This window comes from Paenibacillus sp. FSL H3-0333 (genome assembly GCF_038002805.1).
GTDB lineage: Bacteria > Bacillota > Bacilli > Paenibacillales > Paenibacillaceae > Paenibacillus_AQ > Paenibacillus_AQ silagei.
In genome coordinates this window covers 5,084,546-5,099,798 of the sequence record NZ_JBBODG010000001.1, presented here as the reverse complement: position 1 = coordinate 5,099,798, position 15,253 = coordinate 5,084,546, and the positions used below count along the sequence as shown (strand labels likewise).

Sequence of the window (15,253 nt, the reverse complement as noted above, 5' to 3'; positions counted from 1 at the left end):
CCGCCTAAGCGGACAACCGGGTTGTTATGCTTTTATAGGAGTGATAGATAATTAGCCGAGAGTGACTACAACCTGATGAACAGCACCGTCGCCCACAGGAGCGATAATGTTGCCTTCCACGGCAGTGCCGTCGAGGGTCAGGCTGGCTACGCCTTTAGATACATGGTTCGGATTCTGGATCGAGATTACATAAGTGTCGCCACGGAAGACGCGGGTAATCTCGAAGCCGTCCCATTCTGCAGGGATACAAGGGTCAACCTTGAGCCCGGCAAAGTCTGCCTGAATCCCCAGGATGGACTGTGTAATCGCTACATAGTTCCATGCGGCTGTTCCTGTCAGCCAGGAGTTCTTCGCTTCGCCGTGACGTACAGCATCTTTACCGGCGATCATCTGAGAGTACACATAAGGCTCCATCCGGTGAACTTCGCTGATGTCCTCCAGGTAGGCCGGAGCGATTTTTTTGTAGATTTCAAAAGCTCTGTCGCCGTGTCCAAGGACCGTCTCCGCAATCATGATCCAAGGGTTGTTATGGCAGAAGATCCCGGCATTCTCTTTGTAGCCCGGAGGGTACGTGGAGATTTCACCCAGGTTCAGATAGTACTTGGAATACGGAGGCTGCTGCAAAACGATACCATAGTCCGTATCCAGACGTTCCTGCACGGAAGTCAGGGCGCGGGCTGCTTCACCGTTCTCTACACCGATTCCGGCCATTACGCACATGCCTTGCGGCTCAATGAAGATCTGGCCTTCCTCGTTCTCCTTGCTGCCGATCTTGTCGCCATAGTGGTCATAAGCGCGCAGGAACCAGTCGCCGTCGAAGCCGTGGGACAACGTGATGGCACTCATGTTCTCGATCTTGGCAACAGCGTTAGCTGCTACATCATCCAGTCCGCGCATCCGGCAGATCTCGGCATAGTCCGGTCCAACGAAGACGAACAGACCTGCAATGAACACGGATTCCGCTACGCCGCCTGCGATATTCTCCGTAGTCTGGAACGATTCGCCCGGCTCGGTGGAGAAGCAGTTCAGGTTCAGACAGTCATTCCAGTCCGCGCGTCCGATCAGCGGCAGGCCGTGAGGCCCGAGGTTGTTCGTGACATGCTCGAAGCTCAGCTTAAGATGCTCGAACAGGGTTGCAGTGTGATCCGGATTGCTGTCAAAAGGAACCTGCTCATCAAGGATCGAATAATCGCCGGTCTCCTTAATATAGGCTGCTGTACCCGAGATCAGCCAGAGCGGATCATCATTGAAGCCGGAGCCGACTTCATTGTTGCCCTTCTTGGTTAGCGGCTGGTACTGGTGATACGCGCTGCCGTCAGGGAACTGGGTAGCGGCGATATCGAGAATACGTTCTCTGGCGCGCTCTGGAATCTGGTGGACGAAGCCGAGCAAGTCCTGGTTGGAATCGCGGAAGCCCATACCGCGGCCAATGCCGGATTCGAAGTAGGAAGCGGAACGGGACATGTTGAAGGTAACCATACACTGGTACGGATTCCAGATGTTCACCATCCGGTTCAGCTTGTCGTCCCCGCTCTTAATCTGGTATTTGGACAGCAGGTTATCCCAATGCGCAGCCAGAACCTCCAGGGCGGCATCCACCTGGGCATCGGTAGCGAACTGATCAATAACAGCCTGAGCCGGCTTCTTGTTGATCACGTTCAGGGCTTCCCATTTCTCATCCTCAGGGTTCTCTATATAGCCGAGGACGAAGATGAAGCTCTGCGCTTCACCCGGCTCCAGCGTAATGTCGAGGGCGTGGGAGCCGATCGGCGACCAGCCGCTGGCGACAGAGTTAGTAGCCTCGCCGGCAGCAACCGCCTGCGGAGCATCCAGGCCATTGTACATGCCCACGAAGGATTCGCGGTCCGTATCGAAGCCGGCAATTTCTTTATTTACAGAATAGAAGGCGTAGTGGTTTCTGCGCTCGCGGTATTCTGTTTTGTGATAAATGACGGAATCCTTCACTTCTACTTCGCCGGTGCTGAGGTTACGCTGGAAGTTGGTCATATCATCGTTGGCATTCCACAGGCAGAACTCGGCAAAAGAGAATAGCTTCACGGTCTTCTTCACATCGCCTGTGTTCTTAACAACCAGACGGTGAACTTCCGCATTGTGGCCCATCGGTACAAAAGCAAGCTGATTCACGGAAATGCCGTTACGCTCGCCTGTAATAGAAGTGTAGCCAAGGCCGTGGCGGCATTCGTAGAAGTCGAGATCCCGCTTCACCGGCATCCAGCCCGGTGTCCAGAAGTCCCCGCCATCGTACAGATAGTAATAGCGGCCGCCGGTATCCAGCGGAATATTGTTATACCGGTAACGGGTAAGTCTTCTCATCCGCGCATCGCGGTAGAAGGTGTAGCCCCCGGCAGTATTAGAGATCAGGCCGAAAAACTGCTCGTTGCCGAGGTAGTTAATCCAAGGATAAGGTGTTTTGGGGGTGTTGATTACATACTCTTTGCGGGTGTCGTCAAAAGTTCCGAATTTCATGAGAGACAAGTCTCCTTTCGATTGTGAACGCGCGTTTACAGAGCGGAGAAAAAATTCCCTCGGGGCAAGGGATTTTTCTGAATCGGTCTGTATCAGTCTAAATCGGAGTAAAGCTCTACTTCTTCGGCGGCTGACAGGAATCTCTGGTGATCAGGCGCGCCGGGAAGCTGATGGTGCTGAAGGTCGGCTGCTGTGAATCGCACAGCTCAATGACCTTCTCGACAGCGGCCTTGGACATTTCATAAATCGGCAGACGGACGGAGGTCAGCTTGGGATGAATCCGCGCAGCAAGCTGCACATCGTCGAACCCCGCAATGGAGATATCCTCCGGCACGGAAATGCCATGCTCCGAGAACGCTTCCATCGCCGAGATAGCCATATCGTCATTGGAAGAGAAGAAGGCTGTCGGCAGCGGGCCGCCAGAATCCAGCAGCTTCTTCACTTCCTGATAGGCGGTCTCCTTGAGAAAATCACCCTGAAGGACGAAGTCCTTCTGCAGGGCAAGTCCATGGCGCTTCAGCGTATTCTCGTATGCCATGTAGCGCTCCCGCCCGGAATAAGTATTCATCCGTCCACAGATCATGCCGATCTCCTGATGACCGAGACCGATTAAGTACTCAATGGCTTCTACCGTACCTTCATAATCCTTGGAATTCACAATGGCGAGATGATTGCGGTCCAGATGCTCTGACATAATCTCTGAAATGTCATAATCGATCAGCACCAGCGGAGCGCTGAGACCGACCATTTCCCGTACAATCCCGATATCCTTCTGGGTCCCGACAATAATGCCGCCGTCAATCCGTTTCTGCAGGAAGGCCTGCTTGACCTTCAGGAAGTCGTCGGGAGAATAGACGGTGTGAATCAGAACATAACAGCCGCGGGCATTCGACGTATCTACCACAGCATCGACGAACGGGGCAAAGTAATTATTCTGATAGATCCGCGTCGCATTCTCCTTCTCGTTCATGCTGATGGCAAACAGCCCGATCGTGTCGGTCTTCTTGCCGGCCAGCGCCCGGGCGAAGCTGTTCGGCTCGTACTGATGCTGTTCAATCACCTTCAGCACCTTGGCCCGGGTCTCTTCAGGGACATTGGAATAGTTGTTGATCACACGGGATACGGTGCTTCGCGAAACCCCGGCTAGCTTGGCAATATCTTCGCTTCGCATAATGTACCCCCTCTAATGTAAACGCGCGTTTATGAGTTTATTGTAAAATAAACCGGGCTGGAGGTCAATCGTTTGCCGGAAGATTTTAGTTTGAAAGTTTTTGCCCGCGAGATGTATAAATTCTCATATTTATAGGAACATATGTTTGTTATAGTGTTTTTTATGAAGAATAAGTCTACTAAAGATGAGGAGATGCATTCCTATGCAACTGGGTTGTACGTATCTAGTCGTTCGGGATATGAAAGGTTCGATTACCTTTTACGAAGCATTATTAAATAGGAGAGCGGAATCCAGAAAGCCGGAGCGCTGGGTAGAATTCCACTGTGGGAATACCCTTGCCCTGTGGAATCCCGAATTTGATAAGGAACTGATAAGGAATAGCAGCGATGTGTCGGATCATTTCAATGAAGCCTATTTGAATTACAAGGAGGAGGGCGGGCTGCGGTATGGAAATAATGCAATCCTTAACTTCAACGTTACCGATTTGAATGCAGAGTACGAGAGAATAAAATCACTGAATATTGGTTCAGTCTCAGAGATTTTCTATATTAATGTTGTGCGTCCATATTACTGTTTCATGCTGGAAGATCCAGATGGTAATTTGATTGAAATCACGGGTAAGTATAGGGCTGAATAGGCTATTTACTTTGCATTCCTTACACAAACGTGCCAAACTTGTTATGATTAGGATATAGATCTTATATCATTTTGAATGGGGGATGTAAGCTGTGTATATGACAGGTTTTGGGTCCTTGCTCGCTGGAGGGTTCAGTATTTTTGCTCTTTTACTATGGTTGACTTGTCTGGGAATGGGGATATATTTATTTGTGCTGGTGGTGAAGCTTGCCCGTAGGGGAATCATTGCGCTGGATTTGTACAATCACTCCAAAAATCTGGAGATACGCGAACGTTACGAAGCGGCTCACCGGAGAGATGATTTCTGAATGATTGCATCTGATGGCAGGATTTATTATACTCCCAATAAGGAATATTCAAATTTGTTATAAATGGAGAGGAGTATGATCGAATGAAGAAGAAGATGACTGCTGCACTGACTGCATTTGCCGTACTTGGAGGAATGGGCACAGGTGTGTACGCCGGAGCCAACCTGCAGGAGATCAAGGCATATCTCAATCCAAGCATCAAATTCAAGATGAACGGCCAGCCCGTACAGCTTAAGAATGGCAGCGGTGCGGTGGTTGCCCCAATTTCCTATAAGGATACAACGTATCTGCCGGTCCGTTCCGTATCCGATCTGCTGGGAGTTACCGTTAAGTTCGATGCTGCAACCAACACCATATCTCTGGGAGAGCAGACAGCGGGCGTACCAATCGCTACAGGTTTTGATGACATGTATCACACCAAAGATCCGGGCAAGACGGTCTTCAAGGACAAGGATTACAAGGATGTCTTCTTCGATAACGCCAGTGGTGACCGCGGCACTTCATTCATGCTCCACCCGAACAAAAAATATCAGAAGCTTTATCTCCAGGTAGCCGCGATCGGCGGAGAGATTAAAGACTTCGCGGTACAAGACAGCGACACCAATACTGTGTTGAAGAAGCAGACCATTGACCCGGCCAGCGGGCTTACTACCATCGAAGTGGATATTGCCGGAGTAAGCAGCCTGTATGTCAACGGAGATGTGAAGGATGGAACCTCGGTCTTCGTTCCGCTTACGACATCGTATTTTAAATAAATTCTGAACTTATACATCATTCACGAATGACCCGGGAGCCTTGGCTTCCGGGCTTCTTTTTGTTTATTCGTTGTTTTGAGGAAAAAGAAAATGGGTACTATCCGGTAAGCCTGTGAATCTAACTGGCCATGTAACTTTCAATGAATTGACGAGGAGTGAGAAGATGTACACCAAAAAGCTAATAATGTCCTTATCCTTGACGTTGTCCCTATTGGCCCTCAGTGCCTGCGGTAATGCTGAGGATAAGCCGTCCACCGAATCGATGCAGACCACTGCACCGGCAACAGAGACTGTGCAGACTCCAGCGCCGACAACAGAGGCCGAACAGACTCCAGCACCAACGACAGAGCCTGAACAGACCCCTGAGGCGACGGCCGGAAGCAACGAGACGGCTGCTGGATCTGCGGACCTGCCGAAATATCTGCCGGAGGACTTCCCGATGCCGGAGAATGTAACAGAGACTATTCTTTCGAATGCGGAGGAGAATGAGGGTAAGAAGACGGCATTGCTGATTTTTAGAACAACGGATAGTATGGAATCGGTAACGAAGCTCTATGATGATTATCTAGCTTCCAAGCTGGGCGATCAGTCCGTGAAGACTATCGATCCCAAGAACCTGATTATTCAAGGCAACACTAAGGACGATAAGCAGAGCTGGTCAATCATTGGCGGTCCGCTTGCGTCCCAGGAGGGAACTGTGGAGGTTAACGTCATTTGGTCTGAAATTTAATACGGACAGCCAAGCTGCTGTACCCAGAGGAACATCCGTTGAGGCTCGATTCAGAGCGGCCAACGGATGTTTTTCGTGACTGAGCAAAAAGTGTCGAATTTTGTAATTAAGTAGTATACGTCAGGTGCGGCGGGGATATATAATTAATCTTGTGAACGAAAATTAGTCAGGCGGTGTTATGGTTTGTCGTGGGAACCTGTAGGATTTATGTTTTTCTCAACGATAGAGACGCTTGCGCTCTATTATCTGATTATGTCTCTCTATAGATTCAAGTGGAGATGGTACATCTGGCAGGCTTTATTTGTCATCTTGCTGAACAATCTGCAAAGCTATCTGTTACGCAATGAACTGGGCATGTCGAATGTTGCACCACTTGTTTTAATCTTGATTTTTATCTTCTTTTTCGCTGCGGTGGTGAGGATGCCGCTCATTCTATCCATCATCGCAACAATATCAGGATTTGCTATTTTTGCCGGGATTCAGACGCTGCTCACCCTGCTCATGTTTGGATCTATATCGAATATTGGTAGTACCGCGAACGGATATTTTCTGCAGGTAGCGACTGCGGCAGCGGTGTTCGGTATTTTTGGGCTTCTGTACCGCAAAGGCAAGGGCTTCACGTTCGACTTGGATAAACTCCGCTTTAAGATAGAAGATATCCTGCTGTCTCTGCTGATTTTCGGCTTCGTAATAGGGATTTCAGTGCTACTCTACTATAATGATATTCTGCTAAATGCCTTGATTTTCCTGGTGATGACTGTATTCCTTCTATATTATTCCACCCGGAGGGAGCGGGAAGATGCTTGAATTCATGTCCGGCAAGCTGGCATTTACGATTAAAAATATCGTACCTGAGCACCCGGCATCCTACGCTGTCCTGAAATTTGCTATTAGCGTAGTGCTTAATGTGGTGTTTATTATTGGGCTGACGCTGGTAGTATCCCTTTTGACAGGCAGGACAAGTGAAGCTCTGCAGATTCTGATCTCCTTTGCCGTATTACGTCAGGCGTCGGGCGGGGTCCATCTAAAGTCTGGTATAGCCTGTGTCTTGTTTACGGTAAGCTTGTTCACAGTACTGTCCTTCGTGGAGCTTAGCTCCTTCTACGTTATGTTATTGAATGCAGCGAGTCTGTTAATAGTTCTGTGGCTGGCGCCCATTGGGATTGAACGACAGACCCGGATTCCGAGGCGGCACTGGCCTAAGCTGAGAATCGTGGCGTTACTGCTGGTAGCTGCCAATATCGTTATAGGCTCATCTGTTATCGCAGCCAGCTTTTTGGCGCAATCCATCAGTCTGATTATAGCTAGAAGGGAGGTGAACATCTGACAATGAGAGCTTTGCAGCGCAAAGTAGTGTATAAGCTTGCTTCTGGTTTGTCCGCCTTGGCTGCCCTTATCGTGTTGGTTACAGCAAGTGTATTATACATTAATCAACCGGAGGTTCCTGAAGAGTTACTTAAATAACATTGGAGTTGATCCCTTTGAGCACGATATCTGTTACTAGAGACACAGAGGGAAACACTGGTGTATTCTCACTCGATATTGCAAAAATAACGTTTATGGAATTTGAACGGACTATCTATCGGATCATTGTCCATACGTACGATCAGACCTTTTATACAGTAGGTACGCTGAAATATTGGCTTAATACCCTGGCCAGTTCAGGATATAATTTCGTTCTAGCAGATAGAAACACGTTAATTCAGGTTTCTAACATTATCCAGCTGGATAAGACGTTTCATATTGCTTATTTTGGGGAAGACCACAGAGGAGTCGAGCAAAAGTGTTTTCTGTCAGAGAAGGGCTATAAAGAAATTCTCAAATACGTAAAAACATCCGCATCGGATATTCAAGTAGTGGAGCTGCCCCAGTGGTAGCTTATTTTTTTGGAGGTTTGTATATAAAATAAGGCTGACCCAGCGCAGTTCATTTTGTAGCGCCCGGGTCAGCCTGTATTCATGTCAGCTTAATCTGTAGCTAATCTGGAATACATACACAGATCAATGAATGTTTCTTTGGACCGCTCACTCTGTCTCAATATTCCTTCCAGCGAAAAGTTTAATTTCTGCAGTACCTTAATAGAATTGATATTAGCAGGCTCGACCTTTGCTTCAATTCTATTGAAGCCCAGTGTATCGAACGCATAATCAATTAGTGCGCGAAGGGCTTCAGGCACATATCCTTTTCCCCAGCACTCGCGGCTAAGGTCATAACCGATCTCTGTTTTGGCATTGTCATAGTCCAGCGCATTGAAACCACAGGAGCCGATAATCCGGCCGGATTCTGCTTCCGTGATGGAATAGCGGATCGCCTGATTCTCGGTAGCTAACTTATGAAGCAGCTCAATCATCTCCACGGCCTGACTCTCATCCGTGAAGCTGCTGATATTCATGAACCGGGTGACTTCAGGATCGGACCAGATCGGGAACAGGCTGGCTGAATCGGCGGTGCGCATTTGTCTTAATACTAATCTCTCGGTTTGTAATTCTGTAATCATCAATAAGTTACCTCCATTAAATATATATGGTATTGGTGAGGTACAACTATTGATATCTGCGCATAGTTCAGTCCTTTCCGTGTGTAAGCTGTCTCTATTATATAGAATACAGGGGAGAATGTTAATCAGGGACGCGCCTGTTTCGTATTCCTCCTGACATGGTAAACTTTAGATAAAAACATCTGGGAGGGTATTATGAGAAAAATGTTACTGGTAGTATTGTTCTTGTTCGTATTGACAGCTTGTGGGGATTCCAAAGACGGGGTAACCACTAAAGACTTAGCCATCCAAAAGGTGAACGATCATAAAGCCGTTGTTGAGTATGGAATGAGCCGTGCAGAAGCGGAAGAGGTATTGGGTAAGGGGGAGGATAAGGATATTGCGAATTCAGTCATGTATAGCTCTGGCGTGAGGATTATGTACCGGGAGGATAAAGTGGCAGGGATTACTCTGGCAGAGGAATCGAAAGATACATATGAAACCACTGGCGGTTTTAAAATTGGCATGTCTAAGGATGACTTCAAACAAATCTATGGCGATCAATATCTGAAGGAGATGGAGCGCAACCTGGATTATGCTTACGATGCCACCAACAAGCGATATTTGCAGGAGAAAGAGTGGGTGGCGAAAGCGGAAGATGACACGAAAATATATGTGATTTCAGCCATGTTCAACGGTAAGGGTCAAGCAGACGCCGTCGTATTGGTGGATAAGCGAATGGCGATCACGTTAAGGTAAAAGGGGGAGGGCTGACGATCAAGCATGTGCTAGTATGTTTCTTTGAGTCTTGGGGACAGAATAGCAGTATATGGGGCCCCAAAGGCTGGCTTTTTCTACAACGAGTAGTTCTGCCATGATATAATCAATGTATATGATTGGAGTGATAATCGTGGAACTACTCGACGCACGGAATGACTTTATCTTCAAGAAAATTTTCGGCAGTGAGAATAACAAGGATGTCCTGCTGGCCTTCCTCAACAGTACCTTTATGGAGGCAGGCGAACCCCCGCTGACAGAGATTGTATTAATGAATCCGTACACTGATAAGGATGCTCCAGCGGATAAACAGTCTATTCTGGACATCAAGGCCAAGACGGCTGAGGGCAAACGGATCAACATCGAAATGCAGCTGTTTAATCCATACAATATGGAGAAGCGGACACTGTTCTACTGGAGCGAGATGTATTACCACCAAATTCAAAAAGGCGACGATTACAGTCAATTGAAGAAGTGTGTGACGATCAATATACTGAACTATTCCTGTCTTCCTAATGACCGCCATCATAATGTGTTTCATCTTCGGGAAGATCACACCGGAATTCAGTTGAACAACGATCTGGAGATTCATGTGATGGAATTAACAAAGCTTGAGGAGCAGGCCGTTCCATTAACTGGTGGTCTGATCAACTGGCTGTTATTCCTGAAGGGTGTTGAACAACCAAATTGGGAGGTGCTGACCATGAATGAACCGATGTTGAAAAAAGCAATGGATACGCTGGAGTTCCTGAGTCAGGATGCCGCTACAAGGATGGAGTATGAAGCCCGGATGAAGTATTTGCGTGATGAGGCATCACGAATGAATGGTGCTAAGGCTGAGGGGCGAGCTGAGGGACGAGCTGAGGGTATTGCTGAGGGGCGAGCAGAGGGACGAGCAGAAGGTGAGCGAAAAAAGGCAGAGACAATGGTGCGTGAACTTCTTGCTCTTGGAGTGGAAACCTCAATTATTGTTAGAGCCTCAGGCCTCTCAGAGCAAGAAGTTTTAAGCTTGAAATCACAAATGGGTAGACACTGACCATGAATGAACCGATGAGAAAAAAGAGAAACTGCTAGAAAGCTCTTGGCAATGGGGCAATGGAATTCAAAATTTAAAACTGCTGCAATGATAACAAAGAAAAACGAAGCCGATCATATGATCGGCTTCGTTTCTTTAAGGCTTTCCATTTATAGGACGGATGGGGTTCGAACCCATGACCCCTACCCTGTCAAGATAGTGCTCTCCCGCTGAGCTACCGTCCTGCAACGAAATTTATAATAACACAGGACGTGAGGGAATGGCAAGAGATTTTTTAATACGCATAGATGATACCGTTAAGCACGACCCTGTCACACCGCCGCAGTGACAAAAACCCACGACACCCAATCCATACAATACTACAATAATGGCAGTTGCAAGGAAGTTCCTTAACCAACATAAAAGGTGGAATTCTATCATGATCGTAACATTGCATGAAGCGGAGTGCCCTGGGGTGAGTCTCAAGTATGTAGTGATTTTTATGAAGCAAGGGAAGGATTGGGTACTGGTGCGGCACCGTGAGCGGTCTACATGGGAATTTGCCGGCGGGCATATTGAGGCGGGCGAGAGTCCCGGGGAAGCTGCGGTAAGAGAGTTGTATGAAGAGACAGGCGCTGAAGAATACGAGCTGCATCCGTTATGCATCTATTCTGTCAGAAGTAGTGAACTGGCAGAGAGCTACGGGATGTTGTATTATGCAGATGTCAAAAGGTTCGGAAATTTGCCCCCGTACGAAATGGCGGAGCTTCGAAGCTTCAGCGAGCTGCCGCAGGCGGTGACATACCCGGGGATTTACCCCACGCTATATCAGAGAGTATGTGAACATGTGAAGTACCTGTGAATCAATTGTAATGCGGAAAGGAAGCCCAGCTCATGAGTTACGAGATTACAAGGTTTAGGCGTCTTGGCGACTACCTGAGATCACGCCGGGAACGTCTGCAGCCTGAAGCTGTAGGGATCAAGGAAACGAACAGTCAGCGCAGAACACCAGGGCTGCGTCGGGAGGAGGTTGCGGTTCTGGCTGGTCTCAGCAGCACCTATTATACTTGGCTGGAGCAAGGCAGGGAGGTTACCGCCTCCAGAGAGGTCATGGAGAGTCTCAGTCAGGCGCTGCGGTTGTCGGCAGATGAGCGCAAGCATCTGTTCGAGCTATGGAATCCGGGCTTGCCGGATACACTTGCTTCTATAGATACAGCCAGTCCGGAGCTGAATCCGCAGTGGCGGGATATTATCCGCCAATTGACTTATCCGTCTTTTATTACGAATGAGCGGTCTGAGGTACTGGCCTGGAATGATAGGGCGAGTGAAGTCCTTAGTGATTTCGGCAGTCTGCATACTTCAGAGCGCATTATGATGCGTCTTCTGTTCCTGGATCCGGAGCTGCGCTGCCGGATGCTGAATTGGGAGGAGTTCGCTCTCTATTCAGTAGGGGTGTACAGAACCTATTATGACATGAACCTGCACGATCCCTGGTACAAGGAAATGGTCGATCAGCTCTTGGAGGACAGTGCGGATTTCGCTGAGATGTGGAAGCAGCACAATATTCAAGGCAAGAAGGTCAACCGTGTGGTCATAGAGAGTCTTGGCACGAGCCAGCCTGTAGTCTACGATATCAATTCGATGGCGAATCTGGCGGATCACCCGGGTCTGCATATTTGTATCTATACCCCTGTCATAACGTAGTAGAGGATCACCTGAAGGCGCATATCTTACTGGTCTGCTGCTCCCTGGTAATGATCTTACTAGCATGAACGTACTGTGGCTGCTCCACGGCAGGACGGTTAAAATAAGGTCATGTTCATAAGATCTATTACAGGGACAAGAGGAGGCAACCATATGCACACAAGAACACTTGGGAACGAAGGGCTGATCGTATCGGCTCTGGGACTCGGAACGATGATGATGCCGGATAATGAAGAGTCTGTACGAACCATTCATGGCGCGCTTGATCTGGGCGTAACTCTGCTGGACACAGCGGATATCTATGGAGCCTTCGAGCAGCAGCGCTTCGGCGGCAATGAACGGCTTCTCGGGCGGGCGCTTAAGGGCCGGAGAGATCGGGCTGTGATTGCGACCAAATTCGGCATTACGCATACTCAGGGACCCAAGGGAGACCCGGCCTATATCAAAAAATCCGTAGATGCCAGCCTCTATCAACTCGGCACAGATTATATCGATCTGTACTATCAGCACCGTCCCGATCCGAACATCCCTATTGAGGAAACCGCCGGCACCCTGGCTGACCTCGTCAAGGAAGGGAAGATCCGCTATATCGGCTTATCCGAGGCTTCGCCTGAACTGATCCGCCGGGCACATGCGGTGCATCCGTTGACCGCCCTGCAGACAGAGTATTCGCTCTGGAGCCGGGAGGTGGAGGATGAGATTCTGCCGCTGGTCAAGGAGCTGGGCATCGGCTTCGTTCCTTATAGCCCGCTGGGCCGCGGTTTTCTGACTGGACAGATCAAGAGCTTCGAGGATCTGCCGGAGGATGATTACCGCCGCCATTACCCGCGGTTCCAGGGAGAGAACTTCATCCGGAACCTGGAGGTCGTCTCGCTGATCGGGCAGATGGCAGCCGAGAAGGGCTGCGCCCCGGCACAGCTTGCGCTGGCCTGGCTTCTTGCACAAGGGGAGCAGATCGTGCCGATTCCCGGCACCAAGCGGCTGGAGCGGGTACAAGAGAACCTCGGAGCGCTTCAGGTTACATTGACGGCAGAGGATCTCGCCCGGATTGAACGGATATCCCCGCAAGGTATTGCAGCCGGAGCACGTTACCCCGGCCAGAACTAAGTTATCACACAGAGCGGACAGCCGCTGTGTATTCATCAATATTAAGCCCCTGGAGCGTTCCTGCCTTCGCCGCTTGCTCTCGTGAGCGGTATGAGAGGCAGGACGCTTTTGTCTTTCATCCGCTCTATTTCCTCCTCTATGCGCTCTACATCTATCCGCTCAAACAGTAATTCAAGCTCCGATATAGGCTGCTCTGCAAGGACGGATACCGGATGCCATACAGGCTGTTCTATGGACAGGAAGCCTCTAATCTTCTCGCAGGAGAAGGGGAGGAACGGGTTCAGCAGGTTAGACAGATTGGCAATAATCTGAACACAGGTGTACAGCGTGTTAGCCCCGGCCGCAGGATCATGCTTGATCTGGAGCCATGGCTGCTGCTGATCGAAATACTTGTTGGCCTGGCGGATATGCGAGAAGATGAACTCCAGGGCTTCCTTGAAATGTCCGGCTTCAATTAACCTTCCTGCCTCCTTATACAGCTGCTCCAGACTGCTAACCCATGCTTCGTCCAAGACTCCATCTGGAACTCTGCCCTTCCAGAACTTATTCACGAATACGAGGCTGCGGTTGACGAAATTGCCGAATGCGCCCAGCAGCTCGCTGTTATGGCTGTAGATGAACTCTCTCCAGGAGAAGTCGGCATCGCGCTTCTCGGGGCCGTTCGCAGTCAGGAAATAACGGACCGAGTCAGGGTCATACCGGCTGAGAATATCCGGCACCCAGACCGCCCAGTTGCGGCTGGTGGAGAATTTCTGTCCTTCCAGGGTCAGATACTCCGAAGAGAAGATCCGGTCCGGCAGATGCAGCTCCTCAGCTCCCAGCAGGATGGCGGGCCAGATCAGGCTGTGAAAAGGAATATTGTCCTTCCCGTGCACATAGTAAGCGGTTATAGGCGGCTGCCCATCGTTATCCTGCCCGGATGGTACGGACCAGAACTCCTCCCAGCGTCCTCCGGTCTGCTCCGCCCACTGTTTGCTGGCAGACAGATAGCCGCTAACGGCTTCGATCCAGACATAGATTTTCTTGTCTGCGAAGCCTTCAATGGGGACATCCACGCCCCAGTCCAGATCGCGTGTTGCTGCGCGGTCCTGCAGGCCTTCCTGCAGATATCTGCGGGTTAGACGGACGGCATTGTCTCTCCAGCCCTGCGCGGAATCAGCATATTCTGTGAGTGCTTGCTGGAAGCTGGACAGCGACAGATAGTAATGCTGAGTAGAGCGCAGCACAGGCGTAGAGCCGCAGAGGACACAGGTGCGCTCCAACAGATCCACCGGATCGAGAATCGTTGAACAGTAATCGCATTGGTCCCCCCGGGCCTGCTGTCCGCAGACCGGGCAGAGGCCATTGACATAACGGTCCGGCAAGAAGCGCTGGTCCTGCTCACAATAGCACTGGAGACCGGGTTTTTGGTACAGATATCCGTGATCCAGCAGCTTAAGGAACAGCTCCTGCACCGTACTGTGGTGATGGGCCTGATCGGTCCGGGTATACAAGTCATAGGTGAAGCCTAAGGCACGGAAGCAATCGGCGAACTCCTCATGATACCGGCTGGCGAATTCACCCGGCGATACCCCCTCCTGCGCCGCCTGTACAGCAACGGGGGTACCGTGACAGTCACTGCCGGATACATAGAGCACAGCATCACCTTTAGCACGGTGGTAGCGGGCCAGAATATCTCCCGGAAGAATGCTGGCGAGTCTGCCCAGATGCAGGGAGCCGTTGGCATAAGGCCAAGCCCCTCCAATAAAAATGTTAGTCATATTTCTCTCCTCCTTAAATTATGTGGACGCAAAAAAGGCACTCATCCCCTAAAGGGACGAGAGCCTGTGCTCACGTGTTACCACCCAAATTCATCAATGCCTCGCGGCATCCACCTCTTCAGGTACGTCCGCAGATTAAAGCGGGTATACCCTAGCATGGTAACGGATGCGGGTTCCGGCGCAGCCTACGACCCGTTCATGCCGGGGTTCGGTGCGCAGCTCTGAGACCATATTCCCGAGGGTTTTCTTTGCTCCTTTTCACCATCCGGAGCTCTCTGTGGAAGAATTGCCAGGGTACTCTTTCTCTTCGCAGCTATTGTGGTTATC

At 49.9% G+C, this 15,253-nt stretch carries 17 protein-coding genes and 1 tRNA gene; 13 read left to right on the top strand and 5 right to left on the bottom strand.

What is annotated here, in order from left to right:
• Positions 1 to 51 precede the first annotated feature (51 nt).
• Both MHH78_RS22885 and MHH78_RS22880 read right to left on the bottom strand, forming a co-directional pair.
• Positions 52 to 2,487: a GH36-type glycosyl hydrolase domain-containing protein gene (locus tag MHH78_RS22885; protein ID WP_341168896.1), complete on the bottom strand. Its 2,436-nt coding sequence runs from the start codon at positions 2,485 to 2,487 to the stop codon at positions 52 to 54.
• A gap of 115 nt (positions 2,488 to 2,602) precedes the next feature.
• Positions 2,603 to 3,658: a LacI family DNA-binding transcriptional regulator gene (locus MHH78_RS22880; RefSeq protein ID WP_340941404.1), complete on the bottom strand. Its 1,056-nt coding sequence runs from the start codon at positions 3,656 to 3,658 to the stop codon at positions 2,603 to 2,605.
• Positions 3,659 to 3,860: 202 nt separating this feature from the next.
• On the opposite strand from MHH78_RS22880, the gene MHH78_RS22875 reads away from it, so the two are divergent.
• From MHH78_RS22875 to MHH78_RS22845, 8 genes are all read left to right on the top strand, one after another.
• Positions 3,861 to 4,295 carry a VOC family protein gene (locus MHH78_RS22875; RefSeq protein WP_076074219.1) on the top strand — a complete coding sequence of 145 codons (435 nt, stop codon included), beginning with the start codon at positions 3,861 to 3,863 and terminating at the stop codon, positions 4,293 to 4,295.
• Between the two features lie 172 nt (positions 4,296 to 4,467).
• On the top strand, positions 4,468 to 4,602 hold the full coding sequence (locus MHH78_RS22870; RefSeq protein ID WP_340826917.1) for a hypothetical protein: 135 nt from the start codon (positions 4,468 to 4,470) through the stop codon (positions 4,600 to 4,602).
• A gap of 83 nt (positions 4,603 to 4,685) precedes the next feature.
• Positions 4,686 to 5,357, top strand: coding sequence for a stalk domain-containing protein (locus MHH78_RS22865; RefSeq protein ID WP_076074222.1), 672 nt, complete (start codon positions 4,686 to 4,688; stop codon positions 5,355 to 5,357).
• A 163-nt stretch (positions 5,358 to 5,520) separates the two neighbouring features.
• Positions 5,521 to 6,087, top strand: coding sequence for a hypothetical protein (locus tag MHH78_RS22860; RefSeq protein ID WP_076074224.1), 567 nt, complete (start codon positions 5,521 to 5,523; stop codon positions 6,085 to 6,087).
• 183 nt (positions 6,088 to 6,270) lie between these two features.
• Entirely contained in the window at positions 6,271 to 6,894 is a 624-nt protein-coding gene (locus MHH78_RS22855; protein WP_155991628.1) for a hypothetical protein, read from the top strand.
• Positions 6,887 to 7,414, top strand: coding sequence for an accessory gene regulator ArgB-like protein (locus MHH78_RS22850; RefSeq protein ID WP_341168895.1), 528 nt, complete (start codon positions 6,887 to 6,889; stop codon positions 7,412 to 7,414). The genes MHH78_RS22855 and MHH78_RS22850 overlap by 8 nt, the downstream gene beginning before the upstream one ends.
• 2 nt (positions 7,415 to 7,416) lie before the next feature.
• Positions 7,417 to 7,551 (top strand): cyclic lactone autoinducer peptide, encoded by a 135-nt coding sequence (locus MHH78_RS33970; RefSeq protein WP_081751311.1) that lies wholly within the window; start codon positions 7,417 to 7,419, stop codon positions 7,549 to 7,551.
• 17 nt (positions 7,552 to 7,568) lie between these two features.
• A complete protein-coding gene (locus MHH78_RS22845; RefSeq protein WP_341168894.1) occupies positions 7,569 to 7,964 on the top strand; it encodes a LytTR family transcriptional regulator DNA-binding domain-containing protein in 396 nt (131 codons plus the stop codon).
• Positions 7,965 to 8,053: 89 nt separating this feature from the next.
• Here MHH78_RS22845 and MHH78_RS22840 read toward each other — a convergent pair whose 3' ends face one another.
• A complete protein-coding gene (locus MHH78_RS22840) occupies positions 8,054 to 8,584 on the bottom strand; it encodes a GNAT family N-acetyltransferase (RefSeq protein ID WP_341168893.1) in 531 nt (176 codons plus the stop codon).
• Between the two features lie 195 nt (positions 8,585 to 8,779).
• Here MHH78_RS22840 and MHH78_RS22835 point away from each other — a divergent pair, with 195 nt between their 5' ends.
• On the top strand, positions 8,780 to 9,322 hold the full coding sequence (locus tag MHH78_RS22835) for a hypothetical protein (protein WP_341168892.1): 543 nt from the start codon (positions 8,780 to 8,782) through the stop codon (positions 9,320 to 9,322).
• A 133-nt stretch (positions 9,323 to 9,455) separates the two neighbouring features.
• On the top strand, positions 9,456 to 10,376 hold the full coding sequence (locus MHH78_RS22830) for an Rpn family recombination-promoting nuclease/putative transposase (RefSeq protein WP_445668103.1): 921 nt from the start codon (positions 9,456 to 9,458) through the stop codon (positions 10,374 to 10,376).
• A 152-nt stretch (positions 10,377 to 10,528) separates the two neighbouring features.
• On the opposite strand, the gene MHH78_RS22825 is transcribed toward MHH78_RS22830, so the two are convergent.
• Positions 10,529 to 10,600 (bottom strand) — tRNA-Val (locus MHH78_RS22825).
• Between the two features lie 194 nt (positions 10,601 to 10,794).
• Here MHH78_RS22825 and MHH78_RS22820 point away from each other — a divergent pair.
• The 3 genes from MHH78_RS22820 (at position 10,795) to MHH78_RS22810 (ending at position 13,166) form a co-directional block, all read left to right on the top strand.
• Positions 10,795 to 11,217: an NUDIX hydrolase gene (locus MHH78_RS22820; RefSeq protein WP_341168891.1), complete on the top strand. Its 423-nt coding sequence runs from the start codon at positions 10,795 to 10,797 to the stop codon at positions 11,215 to 11,217.
• Between the two features lie 32 nt (positions 11,218 to 11,249).
• On the top strand, positions 11,250 to 12,059 hold the full coding sequence (locus MHH78_RS22815) for a helix-turn-helix transcriptional regulator (RefSeq protein ID WP_341168890.1): 810 nt from the start codon (positions 11,250 to 11,252) through the stop codon (positions 12,057 to 12,059).
• Positions 12,060 to 12,212: 153 nt separating this feature from the next.
• Positions 12,213 to 13,166 carry an aldo/keto reductase gene (locus MHH78_RS22810; RefSeq protein WP_076074242.1) on the top strand — a complete coding sequence of 318 codons (954 nt, stop codon included), beginning with the start codon at positions 12,213 to 12,215 and terminating at the stop codon, positions 13,164 to 13,166.
• A 41-nt stretch (positions 13,167 to 13,207) separates the two neighbouring features.
• Here the strand turns inward: MHH78_RS22810 and metG are convergent, their stop codons facing one another.
• Positions 13,208 to 14,926 (bottom strand): methionine--tRNA ligase, encoded by a 1,719-nt coding sequence (gene metG / locus MHH78_RS22805; RefSeq protein ID WP_341168889.1) that lies wholly within the window; start codon positions 14,924 to 14,926, stop codon positions 13,208 to 13,210.
• Positions 14,927 to 15,253 lie beyond the last annotated feature (327 nt).

Bases quoted from the DNA above. Each gene is read 5' to 3' on its own strand.
- MHH78_RS22885 (WP_341168896.1), bottom strand. From the start codon at position 2,487: ATGAAATTCGGAACTTTTGACGACACCCGCAAAGAGTATGTAATCAAC.
- MHH78_RS22880 (WP_340941404.1), bottom strand. From the start codon at position 3,658: ATGCGAAGCGAAGATATTGCCAAGCTAGCCGGGGTTTCGCGAAGCACC.
- MHH78_RS22875 (WP_076074219.1), top strand. From the start codon at position 3,861: ATGCAACTGGGTTGTACGTATCTAGTCGTTCGGGATATGAAAGGTTCG.
- MHH78_RS22870 (WP_340826917.1), top strand. From the start codon at position 4,468: ATGGGGATATATTTATTTGTGCTGGTGGTGAAGCTTGCCCGTAGGGGA.
- MHH78_RS22865 (WP_076074222.1), top strand. From the start codon at position 4,686: ATGAAGAAGAAGATGACTGCTGCACTGACTGCATTTGCCGTACTTGGA.
- MHH78_RS22860 (WP_076074224.1), top strand. From the start codon at position 5,521: ATGTACACCAAAAAGCTAATAATGTCCTTATCCTTGACGTTGTCCCTA.
- MHH78_RS22850 (WP_341168895.1), top strand. From the start codon at position 6,887: ATGCTTGAATTCATGTCCGGCAAGCTGGCATTTACGATTAAAAATATC.
- MHH78_RS33970 (WP_081751311.1), top strand. From the start codon at position 7,417: ATGAGAGCTTTGCAGCGCAAAGTAGTGTATAAGCTTGCTTCTGGTTTG.
- MHH78_RS22840 (WP_341168893.1), bottom strand. From the start codon at position 8,584: ATGATTACAGAATTACAAACCGAGAGATTAGTATTAAGACAAATGCGC.
- MHH78_RS22835 (WP_341168892.1), top strand. From the start codon at position 8,780: ATGAGAAAAATGTTACTGGTAGTATTGTTCTTGTTCGTATTGACAGCT.
- MHH78_RS22830 (WP_445668103.1), top strand. From the start codon at position 9,456: ATGATTGGAGTGATAATCGTGGAACTACTCGACGCACGGAATGACTTT.
- MHH78_RS22820 (WP_341168891.1), top strand. From the start codon at position 10,795: ATGATCGTAACATTGCATGAAGCGGAGTGCCCTGGGGTGAGTCTCAAG.
- MHH78_RS22815 (WP_341168890.1), top strand. From the start codon at position 11,250: ATGAGTTACGAGATTACAAGGTTTAGGCGTCTTGGCGACTACCTGAGA.
- MHH78_RS22810 (WP_076074242.1), top strand. From the start codon at position 12,213: ATGCACACAAGAACACTTGGGAACGAAGGGCTGATCGTATCGGCTCTG.
- metG (WP_341168889.1), bottom strand. From the start codon at position 14,926: ATGACTAACATTTTTATTGGAGGGGCTTGGCCTTATGCCAACGGCTCC.